This window comes from Spirosoma liriopis, assembly GCF_023196085.1.
In the GTDB taxonomy this organism is placed as follows: domain Bacteria; phylum Bacteroidota; class Bacteroidia; order Cytophagales; family Spirosomataceae; genus Spirosoma; species Spirosoma oryzicola.
Genome location: NZ_JALPRF010000001.1, coordinates 1,021,415 through 1,044,263, shown reverse-complemented (window position 1 = coordinate 1,044,263; position 22,849 = coordinate 1,021,415). Strand labels below are relative to the sequence as shown.

The following is a 22,849-nucleotide window of genomic DNA, read 5'->3' as shown; positions in this document are numbered from 1 at the left end:
TGTTGCAAATTCTCCAGGAGCATCTATGCGTTCGAGGGCATTGGACGCTGTCTGCTGACCACGACTTTTTATCGAAATGGCAACGTTGGTTGCTTACCAGACAGGGGCTGCGTTTACGTTACGGGTCGTTTCAAAAAGCGGCTATGATGGGCAAAATCAATCCGGTGAACGGGTGAAAGAGTCACCGCTGATCGTTGCTTCCTTACCGCTTTATCAGTAAAGTAAATGAAAAGAAGAGATACGTTTTGACAGGAAAATCAGGATCTAGGCGATTCGACCAATATTTATGTATAAAAGGATAATTTTTGTTAAAACCCAGAATTAAAGGATATGATCAGATTATATGTTAAAATATAATAATAGTACTGTGAGGTTTAGTTTAGTTTTTATTTTGAGGTAAATAATGAGGGTAATTGCTGCCGAAATAGGAAGTAATAGGCGATTGTAGATGATAACTCTACAGTGTAGCCTAGGGACAGACAGCAATTCTATACGTATCAGTTGCCCAAAAATCGACTGTTACAGAACCAGCGCGGGGAACCAGAATACACCATCGCCAAGCCAGCGGTAGCGTTCATGTTTAAGAAAATAAGCCGGGTAGCGCTGAATTCCGTAAAGTGTCAAACTCATCAGCGCCAGCATGATCGCCGATCGTTGCGCAAATCGGTCTTCGGTCAGAAAGCAAACGGTCAATCCGGTAGCGATGATGGCAAAGGTCAGCCATCGTAATAGGGTGTCACAGCGTTCTTCGCCCCATTCGGTGGCTAGCGAAAACTCCGGTTGGCCAGGCAATTCACGCTTTTCCATAACGGCAAACAAAAGCAGATTCTGAAAGGCAATGCCCAGAAACATCGCAAACTGAGCCATCTCAATACCGCTGATGGCTGGGCGCTGCACCCACACGCTTCCCCATACCCCTGCCGAGTAAAGCATGGCTACTAGCGGCTCTTTCAACAACAAAGCCGGATGACGGGTAGGAAGCCGATATACCGCGCCAATGTAAGCAGCACAAATGCCTCCTAATACGATACCAAACTTTATGACGCTACCGGGTAAGAAAAAGCACAGGATGAAGGCTAACACCGCTGCTACAATCACCGAGCGCCAGAGCAAATGAGCATATCGACGGTGAAACTGATGTCGGGCCGTTGCGGGTTCGTTCGGCTTTCTGATGTCGAGAAGTCGGTCAACGGTGTAGATAATAAAAACAACCAGCGCCAGGACGATGGGCGTGGCCCAGTGTATCGGTGTAACGTCAGACAGCCGGGCTGCCATTCGATTTGACAGCACGGCGCCGAACACGACCGGTAAACTCAAGTAATAGGCGTTGCGTAAAGGTGTAAGCAATGGACTTGAATAACAATAAACACTAGGCAATAAACGGCAGTAGTGCCTATAGGTTTTAAAAACGCAGTAGGATTACTCAATGGGAGGCTGTAGTCTCGGCTCCTGATGACTAACCACCTCCACAACCTGCCCAACGCGAAGAACCCCTAGCGGTAGATCCTCGCTCGAACCGGCCAGGACATTCTGACCGAACAGAATCTTGTTTTTCCACTGACGGTAGGTAGCCAGCGTCCGCAACGGTTCTTTCCCTTTTTGTCCCGTTGCCGGATCAATCGTCGTCAGTACGCAGCGGGCGCAGGGTTTTACTCCGTAAAAATCGATGTCGCTAATTCGAAAATGCGCCCAGGTGTCTTCCTCGTAGGGGGCGCTTTCTGTAACGACAATACTCGGTCGAAACCGAAGCATGTCAAGCGGTTTGGCCGGCTCATCAGCGGGCAATCGCCGGTTCAAGTCATCGAGCGAAGCCTGTCCAATGAGCAGGTATGGATACCCATCGGCAAAACTGACCGCATCGTCCTGCCGCGCGTACTCCGGATCGACCGCCCGGTGGGTGGTTTCGGGCATAAACACCAGTCGGCAAGGTTGTCCAAGCATCTCTGAAAACCACTGGTCCGCTTCCGCACTCACCGTCATGGCTGGCACATCGTGACTATCCCAAATGGTTACCGACATGGTTTCCTGCGACGTGCTCGTCTGTTCTGGCACCACTAGCGGTAACACCAGCACATCGTCGGGACGGTTGACATGCCAGATGCGGAGCTGATCCTTGTCAATCGCTACATCAATCAAGGCCATCTGCGGATTCGCCCGTTGGGTGATAAACTGTCCGTTGGGTGAAACCAGCATAAATCGCCGGTCGTATTGGAGTCCTTTGGCTTCAACAACCGCTTCGGCTACGGAAATACCCCGCAACGATTTTATAGGATAAATATGGAGTTCGGAAATAGTGGTCATGGCTGATCTTAAAAACTCATTCGGGGTAGTGGACTGACTGTCTGCGCGGTGAAATCGCTTTGTTCGTACTTGAATTGAGCGGCCATCGCAATCATAGCTGCATTATCGGTACAATACTCAAAACGCGGGATAAACACCGTCCAGCCTTGTTCGTCACCGAGCTTTGTCAAGGCTGAGCGTAAACCGCTGTTGGCCGATACGCCCCCGGCGATGGCAATATCCCGGATACCGGTTTCGCGGGCAGCCCGTTTTAGTTTGTTCAGCAACATTTGTACCAGTGTATGCTGGATACTGGCACAGATATCGGCCAGATTCTCGGCGGTGAAAGCCGGATTTGCCTTTATATTATCGCGCAAAAAATAAAGGATAGCCGTTTTTATTCCACTGAACGAGAAGTCCAGGCCCGGCATTTCGCCCATTGGAAACTTATAAGCCAGCGGGTTGCCTTCTTTCGCGTATTTATCGATTAGCGGACCGCCGGGGTAGGGCAGGCCGAGCAACTTCGCTGATTTGTCGAATGCTTCCCCAACCGCATCGTCCTGCGTTTGCCCGATCACAACCATCTCAAGCGGACTGTTGATGCGTACCAGCTGCGTATGTCCACCACTGACGGTTAGACACAGAAATGGAAAGCCCGGCTTCGGACGTGAACGATCATCGTGCTGATCGTCAATAAAATGGGCCAGTACGTGCGCCTGCATGTGGTTGACCTCAATAAGCGGGATCGAGAGGCCCAACGCCATCGCTTTAGCGAACGACGTACCAACCAGCAGCGACCCCAGCAGGCCCGGTCCGCGCGTAAAGGCAATGGCCGACAGGTCTGTTTTGGCTATATTTGCGTCGGCTAAGGCACGTTCGACAACGGGTAATATATGCTGCTGGTGAGCGCGCGACGCTAATTCGGGCACAACACCGCCGTATTGTTCGTGAATCAGTTGGGTGGCGATGATATTGGATTTCAACCGACCGTTGGCTAAAACGGCCGCTGATGTTTCATCACAGGAGGATTCAATCGCTAAAATATTCACCGTACAAAACTAATAGATAATGATTCTTGTAGAATATATAATGGAAGTTGCTGCTAAACCGTTCCCTCTGTTAGTTGTCTGAAGGATAAGCTTTTTCCAATAATCATTGTACTTTAGGCATTTCGGGCCCGGATGCGTCAATTCTTTGCCATATTCCTTAAAACGCTGCTGTACCTGCTGCTCACAGCAGTTGGCTTGCTATTGGGTGTGGTGTTGGGATTACAGGTTCCGGCTGTTCAGACGCGGGTGGTAAGCGAACTGGCGACGCGCTTATCAGAAAAGCTTCAATTTCCGGTTGATATTCAACATGTATCGATTAAATGGTTTGATTCGCTTACGCTGACGGGCGTTCGAATCCGCGATCGGGAAGGGCGACCCATGATTCAGGTGGGGCGGCTTGATGCGGACTACAACCTGCGAAACCTGATCGACTCGTCGGCGCACAACATTCATCTGGACGAGGTAGTGCTGTATCGACCCGACGTACGGATGATCAAAAATCCGAAAACGGGTGATACGAACCTGGATGAATTCATTGCCCGCATTGAAGAACTGACCTCCGACCCCACGAAGCCGAGCGTCCCGAATCAAAATGTGCCTTTCACGATTAGCCACATTCATCTGGTTGAGGGAGCGTACACGCTCGAAGATCCGCGCGAACCCTTTATGCGCGATCCGAAAAGTTTCGATTACAACCATTTCACCTTAAAAAACCTTACCGCCGAAGTCTCGAATTTTCTGGTGCTCGGTGATACGATTGCACTTGACATCAAGGGTTTAACGGGATTTGACCGCGATTCGCGATTAAAAATTCGGCGGCTTGACACACGCTTCCTGTATTGCAATACCAAAATGGAGCTGGCCAAGCTGCACGCGCACATTGGTAGTTCAGTAATTCGCAACAGTCTGACGTTTTTCTACGACAAACCGGCGGCTTTCAGCGATTTTAACAGCCGGGTGCTAATGGTAGCGAATTTCCGCGACAGCGAAGTGAAATCGAAAGACCTGGGGCTGTTCTCCGATTACTTGCGGGAGCTAAACGAAACTTGGTATCTAACCGGCATTTTCACCGGTACGGTCAATGATTTTCGGCTGAGCCATACCGACCTGCGCTTTGGACCGAATGGACGAAGCCGGTTGGCGGGTGATATTGCCTGGAAAGGACTGCCCGACATGGACCGAACAACGGTTGACTTCAACTTTACGCCTTCGCAGGTCAACATGGCCGATATCCGGCAGTACTATCCCGATACGTCGTTCAACCATACAATTCAGAAACTCGGAACGGTTAGTTTCGACGCCAAGTTTGCTGGGGCATTTGACGATTTCAAGACGAAAGGAACATTCCGAACCGGCATTGGCAGCGTCACGGGTGACCTTGCCCTCAAGCTAGCCGATAACGCGGATCGGACGACGTATTCGGCTAATCTGAAAAGCGAGAATCTGGAACTCGGTCAATTGATCGATCAGCCGGATCAGTTTGGCAAGCTCGATGGAGAAGGGCGCATCAATGGCCACGGAACGGATCTCGAACGAGCTAATATTGACATCGACAGTCGGCTGACCCGGTTTGGCTGGCAAGGCTATGATTACCGCAACATTGTAGCACAGGGCAATTTGCAAAAAGCCTTTTTCCAGGGGCAACTTATTTTAAATGACGTCAATCTGGATTTTGCGCTGAACGGCGAATTTGATTTGCGCGGTCCCCAAAATCGCTATGATCTGCACGGTACGGTGCGGCACGCCGACTTTAGAGCGCTGGGGTATCTGGATGATTCGCTGGTTGTAAAAACTGATCTGGATGTCAAGCTGGAAGGCAGTAAACTCGATGACATTGTCGGCAACGCGTATTTTCAAAACGGTGAATTGACGCTGGGTAAGCGTCGGCTCAGCGTCGGAACGCTCGCGCTTATGTCGTCCATCGAGCGCAAAGACTCGGTCGGCACGCAGCGCTACTTTGACCTTGATTCTGATTTTCTGACAACCCGGCTACAAGGGAATTTTCAGCCTCAGCGCACGATTGATGACCTGAAACGACTCGCGCGCGAATACCAGATGCATTTCGCCGGAGATGCCGTCGGGATGAAGGCTTACTATGAGCAAAAACAACGGCATGCGCATACTAATCGGAGTAAAGTTATCCCTCGGTATGGGCTTGACTTTCAGTTTATAGCCAAAGATATAGCACCATTAATGGCGTTTTTGAGTCCGGCGGTACACGTCGCTCCGGCTACCCGTCTTGAGGGGCGTTTTATGGCTGACAACACGTCGTTTCTAACGGCAAACGTCAAAACGGATTCATTACAGTTCGGTAAAATCGGGTTTGGACCAACGGAATTGGATGTAACGACCTCCAAATTCACGTATAGTGAAGAAGTGCTGGCATCGGCGGTCGTTTCCTCGGATCGACAAACGTTCAGTACCGTATTGCCTACGCGTAATCTTCAGGCGGAAGCCTCCTGGGATGTCGATCACATCAGTTTTACCAGTAGCATTGATCAGGCGGGTAGTTCGAACCGGGCTAATCTGAACGGCCAGATGTACTTCAAGGGGGATGCGGTCGATCTTACGTTCAACCAGTCGAAAGTACGGGTGCTGGATGGCGACTGGACACTTAACCCCCAAAGTTTGATTCGGAAAGTTGGCGACGAGTATACGATACGAAATCTGTCGGTCTTGAATCAGAACCAACTGATTCAGGCATCGGGAAAGCTTTCATCCGATTCGGTACAACGGCTCAATGTGCAGGCGCAGAATTTCCGGCTTCGGTCACTGAATCCCTTGTTGAATACAACGCTTGGCGGGATTCTCAACGGAACCGTGACCGTGCGTGATATCTACGCAACACCAATTTTCGAAAGCGAATTTTCAGTTGATACCTTGTCGTATCAGCAGGCACTGGTAGGCGATCTGCGGGGGCGGGCCAAGTGGGATCAACTGACCCAAAAGCTCAATGTTAATGTGAACCTGAATCGGAGTGGAGCCGATGTGCTCACGTTACGAGGAAGCTACACACCCCAACAAAAAACTGACCCATTAGCATTGAAAGCAAGCCTTAACGACGCTGATCTGCACATTCTGGAGGCTTTTACGACAGATTTGTTTTCCAATCTGGGTGGTACGGCCAGCGGGGTTGTTGCTATCACCGGGACGCCAACGGCGCCGGTTCTGAACGGCGATGTGAGCGTAAGTGGTGGACGCGGGCGCTTTGATTACCTGAAAGCCGATTTCACGTTCGACGATAAAATTTACTTTGGCGAAAATGAAATCATTACCCGGAAGCTGACCCTGCGTGATCCAGACGGTAACACGGCTCAGGTGCGCGGGGGTGTTTACCACGATGGTTTCCGGTACTTTACGTTGGGTTTCGACGCCGACCTGAAAAACTTCAGAATCCTGAATACATCGGCGAAGGACAATGACCTGTTCTACGGTCAGGCGTTGGTAACGGGTAAGGCTGAATTGTACGGGCCAATCAACAACCTGACTATTCGTGCCAACGTTGCCAGCAACAAGGGAACGCGCATTTACATTCCGCTGGATGGAGCAACCTCATTAACGTCCGACGATCAGATTCGCTTTGTGAACCGGAGCAGTTCGCCGAGTAGCAAAACCGTGACCAATGCCACAAACGGCTCGGGAACGACTACGTCCGAACTGGATATGTCGCGTATCCAGATGGATTTCAACTTCAACATCACACCCGATGCGTATTGTGAAATTCAGCTGGACCGGCAAACGGGCGATATCATCAAGGCGTATGGACAAGGACGCTTAGCGATGAAAGTGGATACGAAGGGTGATTTCTCCATGACGGGTAATTACGAAATCCAGCGGGGTGAATACACGTTTACGTTTCAGAATATCATCAACAAACGCTTCCAGATTCGGCCAAACAGCCGGATTACCTGGACGGGCGATCCGTATGGTGCCCTGCTGGATGTAGCAGCCGCTTACACCCAATATACATCCTTGTCGCCCCTATTGCCAGTATCGAGCACGGGTGGCGATCAGACGCGCCGGTATCCGGTCGATCTGATCATTAAACTAAACGGCGACTTGGGGTCTCCGGCGATCAGCTACGATCTGGACGTGAAAGAATATCCGGCTTCTTCGGACTTCAGACAGGCCGTAACGGCATTCAAATCCAGAATTCAAAGCAACGATCAGGAGCTGACGCGTCAGGTCAGTAGCGTTCTACTGTTCAATCAGCTACTACCCGAAGGAACCAACCTCTTCGATCAGGGGCAGGTCAACTCTGGAGTCGCCAACAGCGTAAGTGAATTGATCTCAAACCAGATCAGTCGGCTGGCGTCAAACCTGGACGAGAACCTGGACATCGGCGTGTCTATCGGCGGATTCACCAGCGGTAATACCCAAAACGAAAACCTGCTCAACAATTTGCAGCTTCGCTTTTCGTACCGGCTTCTGAATGACCGCTTACGCATCAGCCGGGATGGCGGATTCACGTACGGTCAGAGTCAATACAACGCGGCTAGCTTGCTTGGGGAGTGGACGTTGGAGTATTTTATCACACCCGATGGTCGGTTCCGGGCTAAAGTGTACAACCGCAACCAGCAAAGCATATTGGGGCAATACAGTCTCAACAGTACTATTACAACGGGTGGTGGGCTAAGCTTTCTGTACACCCGTTCGTTCAATCGCCTGTTTGGCAGCAAGCGCAATGCCCCCGGCTTAACACCGGTAGAAAAACCAGCCAGTGAGCCAATCGCACCAAGCCCGATCACGACTTCAGCGGGCAGCGGCAGAACCGCGTTTTAAAAACGCCGGTTCCTTTTTTGGGTACTAACACATTCCTTTCTCTAGTTTTATCGGCGATTGACTCTCTTTTTTAGTCAAGCGCTTGCGATTACGGTCTTGCCGCTTTATGTTTGTTTAAAATTAGTCTAAATAAGAAGATAGACTAACCTGGGTTTTCCATCAGCAACCAGTTACAACGTATATGGAGCATCAGCATCAGTTGAAGTGCCTGACTCAACAGGAAAACGGTTATATCGGGTATTGCGCCGGTTGTCAGTCCTACAATGTGGCTTATAAGAATATGCTATTCATTCTGTCGGATCAGGAGTTTCCGCTCTTTCGTCAGGCGATAGCCGACCGGGTTGGTATGCGTCCCTTCTACACGATGCATGGAAAAGAGTGGTTGCTGAAAACGCCCATGCCCAAATATCACCTGATGCTGAATGATGAGGAGATTGAGGAGCTATGCCAGATGATGAGTGATGCGGAACTGTTGAAGGAAGTGGATACGATTTTACAGACATCAGCCGAAAATAATCGCCAGGAAAACTGATTTCCTCTCAACAGGGAGAATCAGCGGATACGATCGTGTTAGTTAGTGATTTACAAGTTAGAGACAAGTCATAGGTTATGAGCAAAGGAGCTGGCGTTTGACTAGTTCCTTTCTGAATAAATCGTACGTTCATGCAGGAACCACAATCATTACTCGCCACAGCACGCGCAAAACTGGAAAAGTCGCTACTCGCGAAAGGCTTGCGCCGGTCGGGGGAGCGGTTCGCCATACTGGAAGAAGTATATTCCCGAAACGATCATTTCGACGCGGAGGAATTGTTTCAGGCGATGCAGCAGAAATCGTATCGAGTCAGCCGTGCAACGGTCTACAACACGCTTGATGTGCTACTGGATTGCGGATTGGTTCGCAAACACCGCTTCGGCGAAGATGATAACAGCAAAAGCCGCTATGAAAAATCGCTGGGACGGCAACAGCACGCGCATTTGGTCTGTACGGTTTGTCATCGGGTAAAAGAATTCTGCGACCCACGTCTGCACTTGATTCAAACGAATGTTGGTAACGCGTTGCAGTTTGAAGTAGAGTCTCACTCACTGGTTTTTTACGGACAATGTACCGACGATTCATGCGAGACGAAGCCGAATGAGGCTACTCAGGAGGTAGCAAAAAGACGCAACGATGCGATCTAGATAGCGTCCGTCTGATCGTTGGAGAACAATACGCAAATTATCTGGGGTAGGCAACGGGGTAAAATCGGCACTTTCGGTCTTTACCTAACAAACCCGATTGCCTGTTCTATGCAAGTACGTCAACACTGCCTCGGCTGGCCCATAGCCAGTCGTCTGCCTTTTCCGGTCGTCCTCGTTCGATCCGGAACGTATGTATACAAACTGCTTTGTCTTCTTTTGCTGGTTGGCCTAAGTCATTACGCCACGGCCCAACGCACATTTACCAATCCCGTCAAATCGTCCGGCCCCGATCCCTGGGTGTTTCAAAAAGACGGTTGGTACTATTACATGAACACAACGGGACGCAATCTGACGCTTTGGCGTACCCGCAACATGGCCGATCTGGCTACGGCTGAATCGAAAGTTGTCTACACACCGCCCACCGGACAAGGGTATTCAAGGGATTTGTGGGCACCCGAAATTCATGCCTTTAACGGACGCTGGTACATTTATTTCTCCGCTGACTCGCTCAACAATCTGTCGCACCGCATATGGGTAATCGAAAACGAATCCGCCGATCCGATGCAGGGGGAGTGGGTAATGAAAGGAAAAATTGGCGACAAAGATGACCACTGGGAAATCGATATGTCGGTGATTGACTTCAACGGACAATTGTACGCGAGCTGGTCGGGCTGGGAAGGACCGACAAATGGGCGGCAGGATATTTACATTGCCCGGCTCAAAAATCCCTGGACCATCGACGGTGACCGTGTCAAGATTTCGCAGCCGGATCTGCCGTGGGAAATGCACGGGGATGTACCCCAGGAATGGCATAAAAACGGGGAAGTACCCAAAATATACGTGAACGAAGGACCCGAGTTCTTGCGTCGTAACGATAAGCTGTTCATTGTTTACTCGGCCAACGCCTGCTGGCTCGATTACTGCCTGGGCTTATTGACGTACAACGGCAAAGGCGATTTATTGAACCCTGCTAGCTGGACCAAGAGCCCGGAGCCTGTGTTTACGCAAGCCCCGGAGAATGGCGTATGGGCACCGGGACACGGCGGATTTTTCCAGTCGGCCAACGGGAAGGAAGATTGGATGATCTACCACGCGAACCCATCTGCTACGGATGGTTGTGGCAACAAACGCGCCCCGCGTATTCAGCCTTTTACGTGGAATGCCGACGGAACACCTAACTTTGGCAAACCGGTTGGTAATGTACCCATTCCGGTGCCCGCAGAACAGTAGCAAACGGTGGAACTGGCTGCCTAAACCAGCTGATTTCATCGTGTTCAAGTTTCATTGTCCTATTTAGATCCAATTTCCTAACCAATGCAAAAACTAATTCTTCCGGTCCTTGCGGCCACGCTGATCGGCCTGAACGCCTGTCAACCCGCCAACAAATCAGAACAAAAAGCAACCGATTCAGTCGCCGTAGCAACCGGTGATACGACCGCTATGATTGACGCTAAACTTCCTGATCCCGCTTCGTTCGGTGGCGAAGTAGAAGGCAAAAAAGCCCAGCTGTTCATTCTCAAAAATAAAGATATTCAGGTTGCTATCTCCAATTACGGCGCTCGTATTGTCGGTTTACTGGTGCCGGACAAAAACGGAAAAATGACCGATGTCGCTCCTGGTTTCTCGACCGTGGCGGAGTATCAAAAACCGGATGGCGCTTTTTTTGGTCCCGTCGTGGGGCGGTTTGGCAACCGGATCGCAAAAGGGAAATTTACGCTGGACGGTAAACCGTATTCACTCGAATTAAATAACAACGGCAATACGCTGCACAGTGGACCGAGCGGTTTCCATAACCACGTTTGGGATGCCAAGCAGGTGGATGATAAAACCGTTGAAATGACTTACGTCTCGAAAGATGGCGAAGGTGGTTTTCCGGGTACGGTAACAACCAAGGTGACGTTCTCGCTGACCGATGATGATGCCCTGAAAATTGTTTACTCGGGCAAAACGGACAAAGCAACACCGTACAACCCAACCAGTCACGGGTTCTTCAACCTGAACGGGGAAGGAAGCGGCACCGTCAACGATCACGTAGTAATGATCAATGCCGATAAATATTCCGTGGTTGACAAAGGGCTTATCCCACAAGGTGAACCCGTTTCTGTGGAAGGAACGCCCTTTGATTTTCGGAAACCGACCGCCATTGGTGCGCGCGTGAACGAGAAAAACGAACAGCTTACATTCGCCGGTGGGTACGACCACAACTGGGTACTAAACAAAACCAAGCCGGGCGAAATGACGACCGCTGCCGAAGTGATTGGTGATAAATCGGGCATCAAGATGCAGGTGCTGACGACCGAGCCTGCCATGCAGTTCTACGGTGGCAACTTCTTCAAAGGCACGGACATCGGTAAGTACGGTAAACCAACCGTCTACAGGGGTGCTTTTGCCATGGAAACGCAGCACTATCCCGATTCGCCGAACCATCCATCGTATCCAACTACAATCCTGAAACCCGGTCAGACCTACAGTCAGACGACGGAGTATCGGTTTTCGACGGTCAAGTAATTGACAATGAATGCCGACAGTTCAAGAACTTCTTTCTTACTCAATCATGAAGCGTTTATTAATTATAGTCTGTCTGGTCGTCGCGTTTAGTGCTTTTGGACAAAAGGATGCCCGCTGGTCAGCCGAGAAGGCAAAGGCGTGGTACGCGAAAGAACCATTTCTGGTCGGGTCAAACTACGGACCGGCTAATGCGATCAACGAGCTGGAAATGTTTCAGGCCGAAAGCTTTGACCCGGCAACGATTGACAAAGAGCTGGCAATGGCCGAGAGCATTGGGATGAATACCATGCGGGTTTTTTTGCATGATCTGCTCTGGCAGGACCCGGCGGGTTTTACCAAACGGCTGGATCAGTTTTTAGGCATTTGCGCCAAGCATAAAATCCGCCCGATGCTGGTCTTGTTCGACTCGTGCTGGGACCCGTACCCAAAACTGGGCAAGCAGCATGAGCCGGTACCCGGTATTCACAATTCCGGCTGGGTACAAAGTCCGGGAGCTGCGGCTTTGACCGATGTATCACAATATCCCCGTCTGGAAACCTACGTTAAAGGTGTTGTCAGCGCGTTTAAGAACGACAAGCGGATACTAGCCTGGGATCTCTGGAATGAGCCGGACAACACGAACGACAACAGCTACGGGAAGAACGAGAAAAACATCGAACCGGCAAACAAAGTAGCCATTGTGACCAACCTGTTACCCCACGTCTTTCAATGGGTGCGGGCTGCTGGTGCCTCACAGCCGTTGACGTCGGGCGTGTGGGTGTATCGGGGTCCAGCCGACTGGCAGAATCCGGAAAAATGGACGCCAATGGAAAAGGTGCAATTTGAAAACTCGGACATTATCACGTTCCATCAATACTCGAATCCGACAGAATTGGAGAAAGTTATTCCAGCGCTGCAATCGATGGGCCGTCCGGTCATCTGCACCGAATACATGGCGCGGGGGGTGAACAGCAAATTCCAGACACACCTGCCCATCGCTAAAAAAGCAAAGATAGGCATGATCAACTGGGGGTTTGTTGCTGGTAAAACGCAGACGTTCCTTCCCTGGGATAGCTGGCAGAAGCCCTACGTCAATGGGCGAGAGCCGGCAATCTGGTTCCACGAAGTGTTCAAGCAGGATGGTACGCCCGTCGATCCGGCTGAAGTCGCTGCTATTAAACAGGCAACGGGTAAATAAGCCGCAAAACTATTCAAATATAGACTAACTAGGCCAGGCGTTTCGTCTGGCCTAGTTTTTTGCGGCAAACAAGCTCTACCTTTGTAAAAAAGTACATACTGTTGTTTTATGCGGAGATTTCTGCCTTTATTTCTTGTCTTGATCAGTTTGCAGGCGTACGCTCACCTGGGCGGTATTTCGGGCGTTGTTTATGATCAAACGACGAACGTGCCGTTGCGTGGTGTGACAGTGCAATTAACCGGTTTAGGCAAAGCTACGTTGACCAATGAGTTAGGCCAGTTTCGGTTTACTGGACTGGTAGCCGCTCCTTACAAGATAGAGCTATCGCATCTGGGCTTTAAGACGCAGACAATAGCCGTAGTGGTGCTTGATGATCAGACGACCTCGCTGAAAGCGTATCTCACGGGTGCCTCTGTGGAGCTAAGCGAAGTGGTCGTGTCCTCACAGCGGGCGCACGACCAGCAATTGATTAGTAGTCTGGACATTAAACTGCGCCCGATAGTCAACTCCCAGGAAATTTTGCGTCTGGTCCCCGGTTTGTTTATTGGTCAGCATGCGGGCGGGGGGAAGGCCGAGCAAATCTTCCTGCGTGGCTTCGATCTCGACCACGGAACCGACATTCGGCTGACGGTTGACGGAATGCCCGTCAATATGGTGTCGCACGCGCACGGGCAGGGGTATGCTGACTTACACTTTGTTATTCCCGAACTGGTTGAAGGAGCAGACTTTAAGAAAGGACCGTATACGACTGATAAGGGTAACCTGGCTACAGCCGGTTGGGTCGATTTTCGAACGAAAACCGCGCTGGACCGCTCTTTTGTGAAACTGGAAGCCGGACAATACAATACCTATCGCGCCGTTGCTGGACTGGACTTACTGGGGCAGCGGGGACGCGCAAAGAATCAGTCGGCTTACCTCGCTTCGGAGTACTCGTATTCGGATTCGTATTTTGACAATCCGCAGCACTTCAAGCGGCTAAACGTGGTTGGCAAGTACCACGGACACCTTACGCCAAATACAAACCTGACGCTGACCGGATCGACGTTCTGGAGTAAATGGAATCACTCCGGCCAGATTCCCGACCGGGCGGTTGAATCGGGACTGATTGGCTGGTTTGGTTCTATCGATCCGACTGAGGGTGGAGAAACCAGCCGTACCAACGTCAATGCGCAATTGGTAACGGTGACACCGAAAAACCACGTTATCAAAAATCAGTTTTTTTACAGCAACTACAATTTCGAGCTGTATTCCAACTTTACGTTTTTCCGGAACGACAGCATTAACGGTGACCAGATTCGGCAGAAAGAACACCGTAATCTGTTCGGTTATAATGGGAGTTATTCGGCGCAGACTTACCTCGGAAAAAGCCGATGGACTACGACTTTGGGCGCTCAATACCGGCAGGATATCACCCATCACACGGAGTTGTCGCATACGAAAAACCGTGTCGAAACGCTCAACCCGGTTCAGTTTGGCAATGTTAATGAAATCAATGCGGCTGCCTATGCCGATGAGCTGATTCAGTTTTCGGACCACTTCTCACTCAACGCGGGCGTTCGTCTCGATTACTTCCGCAGCCAGTACGAAGACTTACTGACCACACCTGCATTGACCAAACGGGCTACACAGGCTATCGTATCGCCGAAACTGAATCTGTATTACACACTAAATCCTCGCTTTCAACTCTATCTTAACACGGGCAAAGGCTTCCACTCAAACGATGCGCGCGTTGTAGTTGCTCAGGACGGACGCGAAATTTTACCGGGTGCTTACGGCTCTGATCTGGGCGTGATTGTAAAGCCGTTTCCCAGACTATTGATCAATGCCGCTGCCTGGTACCTGTGGTTAGAGCAGGAGTTTGTGTACGTCGGTGACGAAGGTGTCGTTGAGCCTAGTGGTCGCTCCCGGAGGCAGGGAATTGATGTGTCGGCCCGCTACCAACTCACCAAAAACGTATACGCTGATGTAGACCTGAACACAGCCCGGCCCCGCGCCATCGGTGTCGAAGCAGGCCAGAATTACCTGCCCCTTGCGCCCACGTTTACGTCAACGGGTGGGTTGTCGTTGCAAACAAGTTCGGGGTTAAATGGGTCTATCCGGTACCGGTACATAGGCAGTCGGCCCGCTAATGAGGATAATTCTATCGTGGCTCAAGCCTATTTTGTTACAGATTTACAGGCTAACTACACAAAGCGAAATTACAACGTCGGCTTGTCCATTCAGAATCTTCTCAACACGCGCTGGAAAGAAACGCAGTTTGCTACGGAAAGCCGATTACAGGGGGAAGCCGCACCCGTCGATGAAATTCACTTCACACCCGGAACGCCGTTTTTTGCCCGGCTGAGTTTAACCTGGTTCTGGTAGTACGGTACTAAAAAAGGCAAGAATCGATTCTTGCCTTTTTTAGTACCGTGTGATTACAATGACCTGCCCGTTGTATCGGGAGGAGCCGTTGCATCAGGGGCCGGAACCGTTGGCACAAAGGTTGAATCACCGACTTCGCCCGTATCCGTTGAATCAGACTCTTCGGTACTTTCTTCATCACCCGAAGGACCGCAGTTCAGATAGTTCTTCGCAACCGAGAAGGATGGCTTTGCTAGTGGGCCCTGTAGGTTTTTGAACTTCGGATCGGCGTATACTTTCTCTAAAAACTCGCCTACCAGTGGTAAGGCGGTCTTTGCCCCTTCGCCGAGGTCGGTAGAGCGGAAGTGTATACTCCGGTCGTCGCCACCAACCCAGGCGCCAACGACCAGTTTATCGGATACCGCAACAAACCAGCCGTCGGAGTTATTGGAGGTTGTGCCGGTTTTGGCTCCGATTTCATTGCGGTTTTTAAACAGATCGAATGACCACAGGTTCTGCGATGTACCGCCCGATTCCTGCAAACCACCCTGGAGCATGTACCGCATCAGAAAGGCTGATTCCGGACTGATGGCCTGTTTTTGTTTTGATGTGAACGTTTCGATAACATTACCATCGCGGTCTTCGATGCGCTGCACAATCATGGGTTCAATCGATTGGCCATCATTGACAAAGGTACAGTAAGCGCCGACAAGCTCATAGAGCGATACATCCGACGAGCCCAGGCCAATGGAAGGTACCGCATCCAGCCGGCTTTTAATACCCATTCGGTGTGCGTACTCCGCCACGCGTTCCGGTGTGACGCGGTCTGTTAATTGAGCCGTGATTGAGTTCACCGAACGAGCCAGCGCCCGGCGCAGGGTCATGTTCGAATACGTATAGTAACCCGTTGAGTTGCGTGGCTCCCATACGTCTTCTTTACCCTCCGCATTAATAAACTCTTTCCGGAACGGTCGATCCTGAACCCGGTCGCAGGGGCTGAGGTTGACCAACGTATCGTCGATAGCAGCGGTGTATACGAACGGTTTAAACGTAGAACCGGGCTGTCGCTTGCCCTGTTTGACGTGATCGTATTTGAAATAATCGTAGTCCAGACCGCCGACCCAGGCCCGGATGTAACCCGTATGCGGGTCCATCGCCACCATGCCCGACTGCAAAAAATGCTTGTAATAAGCAATGGAGTCGTAGGGCGTCATTTCGGTAGAATCGTAGCCGCGCTTGCTGGTCCAACTGAATACCCGCATCTTGTACTTCTTATTTTTCATATAGTACATGATCGAGTCGGGGTACAGGGGCAAAAAGCGACGGCTCAAGGTTTTGTAGCGTTCGGTGCGTCTGGCTACCGAATCAATGAATCCCGGCAGTTCATTGCCATCCTCGTCGGTCCAGGGATTGCGTCCGCGCCAGTGGTTGTCAAACGTCCGCTGCAACTGCTTCATTTTCTCGTCGGTCGCTTCTTCGGCGTATTTCTGCATCCGGGAATCAACCGTAGTGACGATCCGTAAACCATCGGTGTACAAATCGTAGCCGTTTTCTTCCCCCCACCGTTTTACATAATCCTGCACCGCATTTTTAAGATAGCTGGCGGGGCCTGAGTAAGGGTTCTCCGGAGTGAAATCCGTTACGAGAGGAAGCGCGCTGATCGAATCAGCCTGAACGTTGGTCAGGTACTTGTACTTCGCCATCTGCCCCAACACCACGTTCCGGCGCTCTTTGGAACGCTTGGGATTTTTGAGCGGGTTATAACTCGTTGTCGCTTTCTGCAAGCCAACAAGTACCGCTCCTTCCTGTACATTCAGGCTATCGGGGGCTTTGTTGAAGAAGGTGCGGGCCGCTGTTTTTAAACCAAACGCGTTGCTTCCAAAATCGACAGTGTTGAAATAATACGTGATAATCTCTTCTTTCGAAAAGTTACGCTCCAGCTTCAGCGCCATCAGCCATTCCTTCGACTTATAAATGACTTTTCGAATAAACGGAATGCGGGTCAGCAGGCCCGAGTTCGATTTACGGCGCGTCTTGAACAGGTTTTTGGCTAATTGCTGCGTAATGGTCGAACCGCCCCCTTCACGTCCGAAGCTGATCATTGCCCGACCAATGGCGCGCGGATCGACGCCACCGTGATCGTAAAACCGCGCATCTTCGGTGGCGATGAGCGCGTTAATCAGTGGTTTTGGAATGTTTTCAAACTTGATCGGTGTCCGGTTTTCGGCGTAGAACTTGCCGATCATCACCCCATCCTGCGAGTAGATCTCCGACGATTGGTTCAGCTTGGGGTTTTTCAATTCCTCTACGCTGGGTATTTCGCCGGTCAGGTACAGGAAATTGTAATTGAGAATGAACACGTAAAAACCCAGTGCCAGTGCAGTAATCAAGCTACCCTTTACCCCAAATTTAAGGTAGGGGTAGTACCAGGCGTCAGGGTCGATGTATTGGTGAACAAATGAGCGTAGACGGCCACGATAGCTGCGATACGTTGTGACCCACGAACTGACTCGCTCTTCACCGGCGATGCGTGCCGTTTGCCGGTAGATACGTTGACCGACCCCGCGTCTAACATCGCCAAGTTGCGACCGGCGGTGTCGAATTCGTCGCCGAAACGCTCCAAACGCGTGCCGGACAGCGCGGAATCGCTCCCTATTTTCACTCATGCGTTTTAATTCGGTAAGTTCTCGGTTATGGGATGAAATTGTTACGATGAACGCTCCGCATTGGTGCTACTTAGTCAATTTGCCCTACTAGCGTTGCGTACGTCGAATCATCGCCGAGCTTCAAATATAACGGATTTTCAGCCGATGTGATATACAGGAATCCGGCTGTTGCTACAACTCGGTTAATAATGAGGGTTTCTCTTTAAGAAAAAAGGAGACAAGAAAGCAACGCTATAAAAAGGTCTTTGCTTTCTTGTCTCCTTTTCAAAATAAAGCTGCTTTTACTTTTTCTCGAACGTCATTGCTACACCGTTCATGCAATAGCGGAGCCCGGTTGGTTTAGGACCATCATCGAAGACGTGACCGAGGTGGCCACCGCAGACATTACAGAGGACTTCCGTTCGAACCATCCCGTAGCTTTTATCCACGTTTTCTTTAACGGCATTCTTCGCGATGGGGGTATAAAAACTCGGCCAACCCGTACCGGAGTTAAACTTTGTGGTCGATGAGAAAAGCGGGTTATGGCAGGCCGCGCAGTAGAATACGCCACGATCATGGATATCGTTCAGCGGACTGGTAAAAGCCCGTTCTGTACCGTGCTCCCGCAGGACCGCATACTGATCGGGAGTCAGGGTCTTCTTCCATTCCGCGTCTGTTTTAACAACGCGTTTTCCCGCCTGGGGTTTGTCGTCAACCAGACGCTTCGACTGATTAACTGGTTGATCAAACGATGGTGTACTAGAAGCGTTCAGAAACAGGAAGCCCGTCAAAAGACAGAATGGTACTAATAGAATTAGCTTGTTTTTCATAGGTTGGAAGTTGCCAGAAAAAGGAAAGTAGATACCGAAACCTGACCAGCCGACACGCCAATGATCGGCATAAAGAAAACGTCTCGATGCTTTCAGTATAAAAACAAAAATGACAGAGCTATCGTTCAGGCGTCTACCGGACTCATTGCCAGCAGGGTTGACAGGGTGGGGGTAGGGCTACCACCGCGTTTTTCAATCGTTACCGCAAAGGCGTCAGCACGATCAATGGGACGATTAAGCTGTTGAAGAAGCGCATTGGTTCCATCCGCATTAAACACCCCTGCATCAACGGGTTTCCCACCTACCAGCGACCAAAGCTGGTATTGCTGATCGGGACGCAAGGGCGGTAGCGAACGGACTTCGACGGCTACCTGATGGGTTTTAGCGTTCCAGAATACCAGCATATCGCCGTTAGGAGCCTTTTCATTACCCCGTAGTTCGAGCGTACGCGTGCCGGGCTGCCGGAACAAAGCCAGTGCCTGGTTGCTGTAGTCCTGCGTATTTTTTAGTTGGCCAACTTCCTGTTGAAGGGAATCTTTTGCGGATTGTAGTTGAGCAAGTGTATCCTGAGTCGTTCGTAACTGCGACAGCAGGAAAAACGAGAAAGCAAGCAGGAGTAAGCCTACCGACGCAGCCACAATCCAGGTTGCTTTGAACGTTGGACGGTCGGTACTGTAATCGACGGGCATTGGCCGAATAATCGGATCGTCGATCTTCTCGAAAGAAAGCTGAGCCATAATCCGCGACTTGAGTTCGATTGGTGGCTCGACGCTGTGCAATAAAGCGTAATTTTCGATGGATAGACTCAACAGATCCAACTCCTGCTGAATCTCAGGGTAAATAGCCGCCAAGCAATTGACCTCACGTCGCTCCTGGTCGCTTACTGCGCCCACAACGTAAGATTCTAGAATGCCTGACGCTAAATACTCCGGTATGTTCATGATTTGAATAATTGTTTTAGTTCTTGCAGGGCAGCTCTGATACGGGTTTTCACTGTACCAAGCGGTAGATTTAGTTCGTCGGCGGCTTCTTCGTGGGTATATCCCCCAAAGTATACCAGATCGATTAACTGCCTGCGTTCGGGCCGCAATTGACTCACAACATCCTTGATTCCGATGTGTTCAGGATTGGGCTGTTCGGTGTTGTGCTGACGATCAACAATATGTACGTTCTCTTCGTCGGTTCGGATTGCGTTGGAAGGAGAAGGTTGCGTTTTTCTCGCACGAAGCGCGTCGATGGCTGTATTACGCGCTACATTGAGCATCCAAGTGAACAGGCGACCTTTACTGGAATCGTAAGCATCCAGATTTTTCCAGATTTTTACGAAAATATCCTGCACAAGGTCCTGGGCGTGTTCCTCATCACGAACAATGCGCAGAACGACGCCGTAGAGAGCGGGCGAGTATTGATCGTACAGCCAATGGAAAGCCTGCTCATCGCGCTTTGTAAGCTTGTCGATCAGGACACTTTCCGATACTAAAGATGACTGACGTTTCACACAAATAAGGTTAGATAGGCCAAATATAATAGAAACTATATACGAACAAACGCTTAATCGAAAACGAAGTCTTTAGAGTAAACTAATGATAGGAAGTTTTGTAGCTAGGTTCAGAATATTTATTAGATGGCTGTGTAGGATTAACCCGTATTTCCGCTAAAATCTAGTTGAAAAGAGCCGTAATCCTGACGGCAAGCTCCCCAGGATTACGGCTAGTTAATTAGTCTTGTTTGGCCGAGATGGAAAAAGGAAAAGCAGCTGCTTGCGTTCCACGCTGTTTGTTAGGCGTCGCTGACATATCAACATCGATAGTGGCTCCCTGAAGCAACCCCTGATGGCTCAGCCAGTTTTTGTCGTATGACTTGCCATTCAACCGCAGGGCGTTGATATAGCGGTTCGAGTCGCTGTTTGCCGGGGCGTTGATGACGACCTTTTTGCCGTTCTCCAGCGTTGCGGTAACCTTCTTGAACAAAGGAGCGCCAATAACGTACTGATCGGTTGCGGGACAAACGGGGTAGAAACCCATTGCTGTAAAGACGTACCAGGCTGATGTTTGTCCGTTGTCTTCATCGCCACAGTAGCCATCGGGGGTTGGTAGATACAGACGGTTCATAACTTCGCGTAGCCAGTACTGTGCTTTCCAGGGTTCGCCTGCGTAGTTGTACAGGTAAATCATGTGCTGAATCGGTTGGTTACCGTGCGCATACTGACCCATGTTGGCAATCTGCATTTCCCGAATTTCGTGAATAACACTCCGGTAGTAGCTTTCATCGTACACGGGTGGTGTTGTGAAGACCGAATCGAGTTTGGCAACAAATTTCTGCTGACCACCCATCAGGTTGATCAAGCCTTGTACGTCGTGAAAAACCGACCAGGTGTAGTGCCAGCTGTTGCCTTCCGTAAACGCATCGCCCCATTTGAACGGGTTAAAAGGCGACTGGAACGAACCGTCCTCGTTTTTACCGCGCATCCATCCGCTTTGTTTGTCGAAGAGGTTGCGGTAGTTCTGGCAGCGTTTGGCGAAGCGGTCGATTTCGGCCTGAGGGCGTTTCAGGGCCTTTGCCAACTGGTAAATCGCGAAATCGTCGTAAGCGTATTCCAGGGTACGGGCGGCATTCTCGTTGATCTTTACGTCGTAGGGTACGTAGCCTAACTTGTTGTAGTACTGCACACCGCGACGGCCAACGGCATCCATCGGCCCTTCATTTTCCGAGTTTTTCAAGACTGCTTCGTAAAGCGTGTTGATGTCGTAACCGCGACCACCTTTCAAATACGCATCGGCGATGACCGACGCCGAATTGGACCCTACCATAACGCTCCGCAGACCCGGACTGGCCCACTCAGGCAGCCAGCCGCCTTCTTTGTACGCATTCGCTAGTCCTTCCTGCATCTGTGCGTTCAGCGACGGGTACATCAGGTTCAGGAACGGGAACAGCGACCGGAACGTATCCCAGAAACCCGTGTCGGTAAACATATACCCCGGTAATACCTGACCATTGTAGGGGCTGTAGTGAACGACTTTTTTGTTGGCGTCGAACTCAAAAAACTTGCGGGGAAACAACAGGGAACGATACAGACAAGAGTAAAAGGTTTGCTGCTGGGCGAGTGATCCGCCTTCGACCTGAATCCGGCTTAGCTCTTTATTCCAGGCCGCTTTGGCTTTTTGCTTGACGGCATCAAACGAATCGGTACCGATTTCTTTCAGATTCAGCTCGGCCTGTTCGAAACTGATAAACGACGACGCAATACGCGCCTGAACCTGTTCGCCTTTGGCGGTTTTGAAACCGATAGCAGCACCCGCGTGGTTGGCCGTTAATTCCAGTGAGTCGCTGACCAGCCGCTTGTCGCGCCAGGTTTGGGCTGAACTGAACGGTTTGTCGAAATAGATGACGAAGTAGTTCTTGAAATTTTTGGGTACGCCACCGCTGTTCCGGGTCGTGTAGCCGATGATCTTTCGCTCTTTCGGCAATACTTTGATGTACGAGCCCTTGTCGAACGCGTCGATGACGACGAATGAGCTATCGGTTTTGGGGAACGTAAAGCGAAAGCTGGCGGCTCGTTCGGTAGGTGCTATCTCGGTCGTTACGTCGTGATCAGCCAGGTATACGCTGTAGTAGTAAGGTTTGGCAACTTCGGCTTTGTGCGAATACCAGCTGGCGCGTTCGTCCTGATCGACCCGTAACTTACCCGTAACGGGCATGATGGAAAACTGGCCGTAATCGTTCATCCAGGGGGAGGGCTGGTGCGTTTGCTTAAAGCCCCGGATCTTGTCAGCGGCATAGGTATACGCCCATCCATCGCCCATTTTGCCCGTCTGAGGCATCCAGAAATTCATACCCCAGGGGAGTGCAATCGCCGGATAGGTATTGCCGTTCGACAGGCTCGGCTTCGAATCGGTGCCAATGATTGGATTGACCAGCTCAACCCAGTCGGTTGACTGCGTTTTGGATTGTGGGTAGGCGGTAGTTGCCAGCGATACCCCCAAAAGCAAACAAATATATTTTTTTATCATATCGATCTGAACGTCGTAGCGTCAGGCGAAAGTAAGCGAAATGAAG

The 22,849-nt window shown here is 50.6% G+C and carries 16 protein-coding genes; 8 read left to right on the top strand and 8 right to left on the bottom strand.

Translation table 11 applies throughout. The features are described 5' to 3' along the window. The first annotated feature begins 76 nt into the window (after positions 1 to 76). Positions 77 to 220 (top strand): hypothetical protein, encoded by a 144-nt coding sequence (locus tag M0L20_RS04375; protein ID WP_248475878.1) that lies wholly within the window; start codon positions 77 to 79, stop codon positions 218 to 220. Between the two features lie 299 nt (positions 221 to 519). On the opposite strand, the gene M0L20_RS04370 is transcribed toward M0L20_RS04375, so the two are convergent. From M0L20_RS04370 to tsaD, 3 genes are all read right to left on the bottom strand, one after another. After that, positions 520 to 1,347, bottom strand: coding sequence for a UbiA prenyltransferase family protein (locus tag M0L20_RS04370; protein WP_248475877.1), 828 nt, complete (start codon positions 1,345 to 1,347; stop codon positions 520 to 522). Positions 1,348 to 1,419: 72 nt separating this feature from the next. Next, positions 1,420 to 2,301 (bottom strand): MOSC domain-containing protein, encoded by an 882-nt coding sequence (locus M0L20_RS04365; RefSeq protein WP_248475876.1) that lies wholly within the window; start codon positions 2,299 to 2,301, stop codon positions 1,420 to 1,422. 8 nt (positions 2,302 to 2,309) lie between these two features. Beyond that, a complete protein-coding gene (gene tsaD / locus M0L20_RS04360) occupies positions 2,310 to 3,329 on the bottom strand; it encodes a tRNA (adenosine(37)-N6)-threonylcarbamoyltransferase complex transferase subunit TsaD (protein WP_248475875.1) in 1,020 nt (339 codons plus the stop codon). Between the two features lie 132 nt (positions 3,330 to 3,461). Here tsaD and M0L20_RS04355 point away from each other — a divergent pair, with 132 nt between their 5' ends. The 7 genes from M0L20_RS04355 to M0L20_RS04325 all read left to right on the top strand — a co-directional run bounded on the left by M0L20_RS04355 (position 3,462) and on the right by M0L20_RS04325 (position 15,339). Then, positions 3,462 to 8,111, top strand: coding sequence for a translocation/assembly module TamB domain-containing protein (locus tag M0L20_RS04355; RefSeq protein ID WP_248475874.1), 4,650 nt, complete (start codon positions 3,462 to 3,464; stop codon positions 8,109 to 8,111). Between the two features lie 181 nt (positions 8,112 to 8,292). Further along, on the top strand, positions 8,293 to 8,643 hold the full coding sequence (locus M0L20_RS04350; protein WP_248475873.1) for a DUF6686 family protein: 351 nt from the start codon (positions 8,293 to 8,295) through the stop codon (positions 8,641 to 8,643). A gap of 131 nt (positions 8,644 to 8,774) precedes the next feature. After that, positions 8,775 to 9,290, top strand: a complete 516-nt coding sequence (locus M0L20_RS04345) for a Fur family transcriptional regulator (RefSeq protein ID WP_248475872.1) — start codon at positions 8,775 to 8,777, stop codon at positions 9,288 to 9,290. A gap of 201 nt (positions 9,291 to 9,491) precedes the next feature. Continuing rightward, positions 9,492 to 10,520: a glycoside hydrolase family 43 protein gene (locus tag M0L20_RS04340; protein WP_435531819.1), complete on the top strand. Its 1,029-nt coding sequence runs from the start codon at positions 9,492 to 9,494 to the stop codon at positions 10,518 to 10,520. Between the two features lie 84 nt (positions 10,521 to 10,604). Further along, a complete protein-coding gene (locus M0L20_RS04335; RefSeq protein ID WP_248475870.1) occupies positions 10,605 to 11,798 on the top strand; it encodes an aldose epimerase family protein in 1,194 nt (397 codons plus the stop codon). Positions 11,799 to 11,844: 46 nt separating this feature from the next. Further along, positions 11,845 to 12,975, top strand: a complete 1,131-nt coding sequence (locus tag M0L20_RS04330; RefSeq protein ID WP_248475869.1) for a cellulase family glycosylhydrolase — start codon at positions 11,845 to 11,847, stop codon at positions 12,973 to 12,975. 108 nt (positions 12,976 to 13,083) lie between these two features. Further along, positions 13,084 to 15,339, top strand: a complete 2,256-nt coding sequence (locus M0L20_RS04325; protein ID WP_248475868.1) for a TonB-dependent receptor — start codon at positions 13,084 to 13,086, stop codon at positions 15,337 to 15,339. Between the two features lie 53 nt (positions 15,340 to 15,392). Here M0L20_RS04325 and M0L20_RS04320 read toward each other — a convergent pair whose 3' ends face one another. From M0L20_RS04320 to M0L20_RS04300, 5 genes are all read right to left on the bottom strand, one after another. Continuing rightward, entirely contained in the window at positions 15,393 to 17,984 is a 2,592-nt protein-coding gene (locus M0L20_RS04320; protein WP_232559631.1) for a penicillin-binding protein 1A, read from the bottom strand. Positions 17,985 to 18,265: 281 nt separating this feature from the next. Beyond that, positions 18,266 to 18,793, bottom strand: coding sequence for a peptide-methionine (R)-S-oxide reductase MsrB (gene msrB / locus M0L20_RS04315; protein WP_232559630.1), 528 nt, complete (start codon positions 18,791 to 18,793; stop codon positions 18,266 to 18,268). Between the two features lie 125 nt (positions 18,794 to 18,918). After that, a complete protein-coding gene (locus tag M0L20_RS04310; protein WP_248475867.1) occupies positions 18,919 to 19,734 on the bottom strand; it encodes an anti-sigma factor in 816 nt (271 codons plus the stop codon). After that, complete coding sequence (locus tag M0L20_RS04305) at positions 19,731 to 20,291, bottom strand: RNA polymerase sigma factor (protein WP_232559628.1); 561 nt, start codon at positions 20,289 to 20,291, stop codon at positions 19,731 to 19,733. Before M0L20_RS04305 ends, M0L20_RS04310 begins: the two co-directional genes overlap by 4 nt. A gap of 220 nt (positions 20,292 to 20,511) precedes the next feature. Further along, positions 20,512 to 22,803: a GH92 family glycosyl hydrolase gene (locus tag M0L20_RS04300; RefSeq protein WP_248475866.1), complete on the bottom strand. Its 2,292-nt coding sequence runs from the start codon at positions 22,801 to 22,803 to the stop codon at positions 20,512 to 20,514. Positions 22,804 to 22,849: the final 46 nt, after the last annotated feature.

Bases quoted from the DNA above. Each gene is read 5' to 3' on its own strand.
- M0L20_RS04375 (WP_248475878.1), top strand. From the start codon at position 77: ATGGCAACGTTGGTTGCTTACCAGACAGGGGCTGCGTTTACGTTACGG.
- M0L20_RS04365 (WP_248475876.1), bottom strand. From the start codon at position 2,301: ATGACCACTATTTCCGAACTCCATATTTATCCTATAAAATCGTTGCGG.
- M0L20_RS04355 (WP_248475874.1), top strand. From the start codon at position 3,462: ATGCGTCAATTCTTTGCCATATTCCTTAAAACGCTGCTGTACCTGCTG.
- M0L20_RS04350 (WP_248475873.1), top strand. From the start codon at position 8,293: ATGGAGCATCAGCATCAGTTGAAGTGCCTGACTCAACAGGAAAACGGT.
- M0L20_RS04345 (WP_248475872.1), top strand. From the start codon at position 8,775: ATGCAGGAACCACAATCATTACTCGCCACAGCACGCGCAAAACTGGAA.
- M0L20_RS04335 (WP_248475870.1), top strand. From the start codon at position 10,605: ATGCAAAAACTAATTCTTCCGGTCCTTGCGGCCACGCTGATCGGCCTG.
- M0L20_RS04330 (WP_248475869.1), top strand. From the start codon at position 11,845: ATGAAGCGTTTATTAATTATAGTCTGTCTGGTCGTCGCGTTTAGTGCT.
- M0L20_RS04325 (WP_248475868.1), top strand. From the start codon at position 13,084: ATGCGGAGATTTCTGCCTTTATTTCTTGTCTTGATCAGTTTGCAGGCG.
- M0L20_RS04320 (WP_232559631.1), bottom strand. From the start codon at position 17,984: ATGAGTGAAAATAGGGAGCGATTCCGCGCTGTCCGGCACGCGTTTGGA.
- msrB (WP_232559630.1), bottom strand. From the start codon at position 18,793: ATGAAAAACAAGCTAATTCTATTAGTACCATTCTGTCTTTTGACGGGC.
- M0L20_RS04310 (WP_248475867.1), bottom strand. From the start codon at position 19,734: ATGAACATACCGGAGTATTTAGCGTCAGGCATTCTAGAATCTTACGTT.
- M0L20_RS04300 (WP_248475866.1), bottom strand. From the start codon at position 22,803: ATGATAAAAAAATATATTTGTTTGCTTTTGGGGGTATCGCTGGCAACT.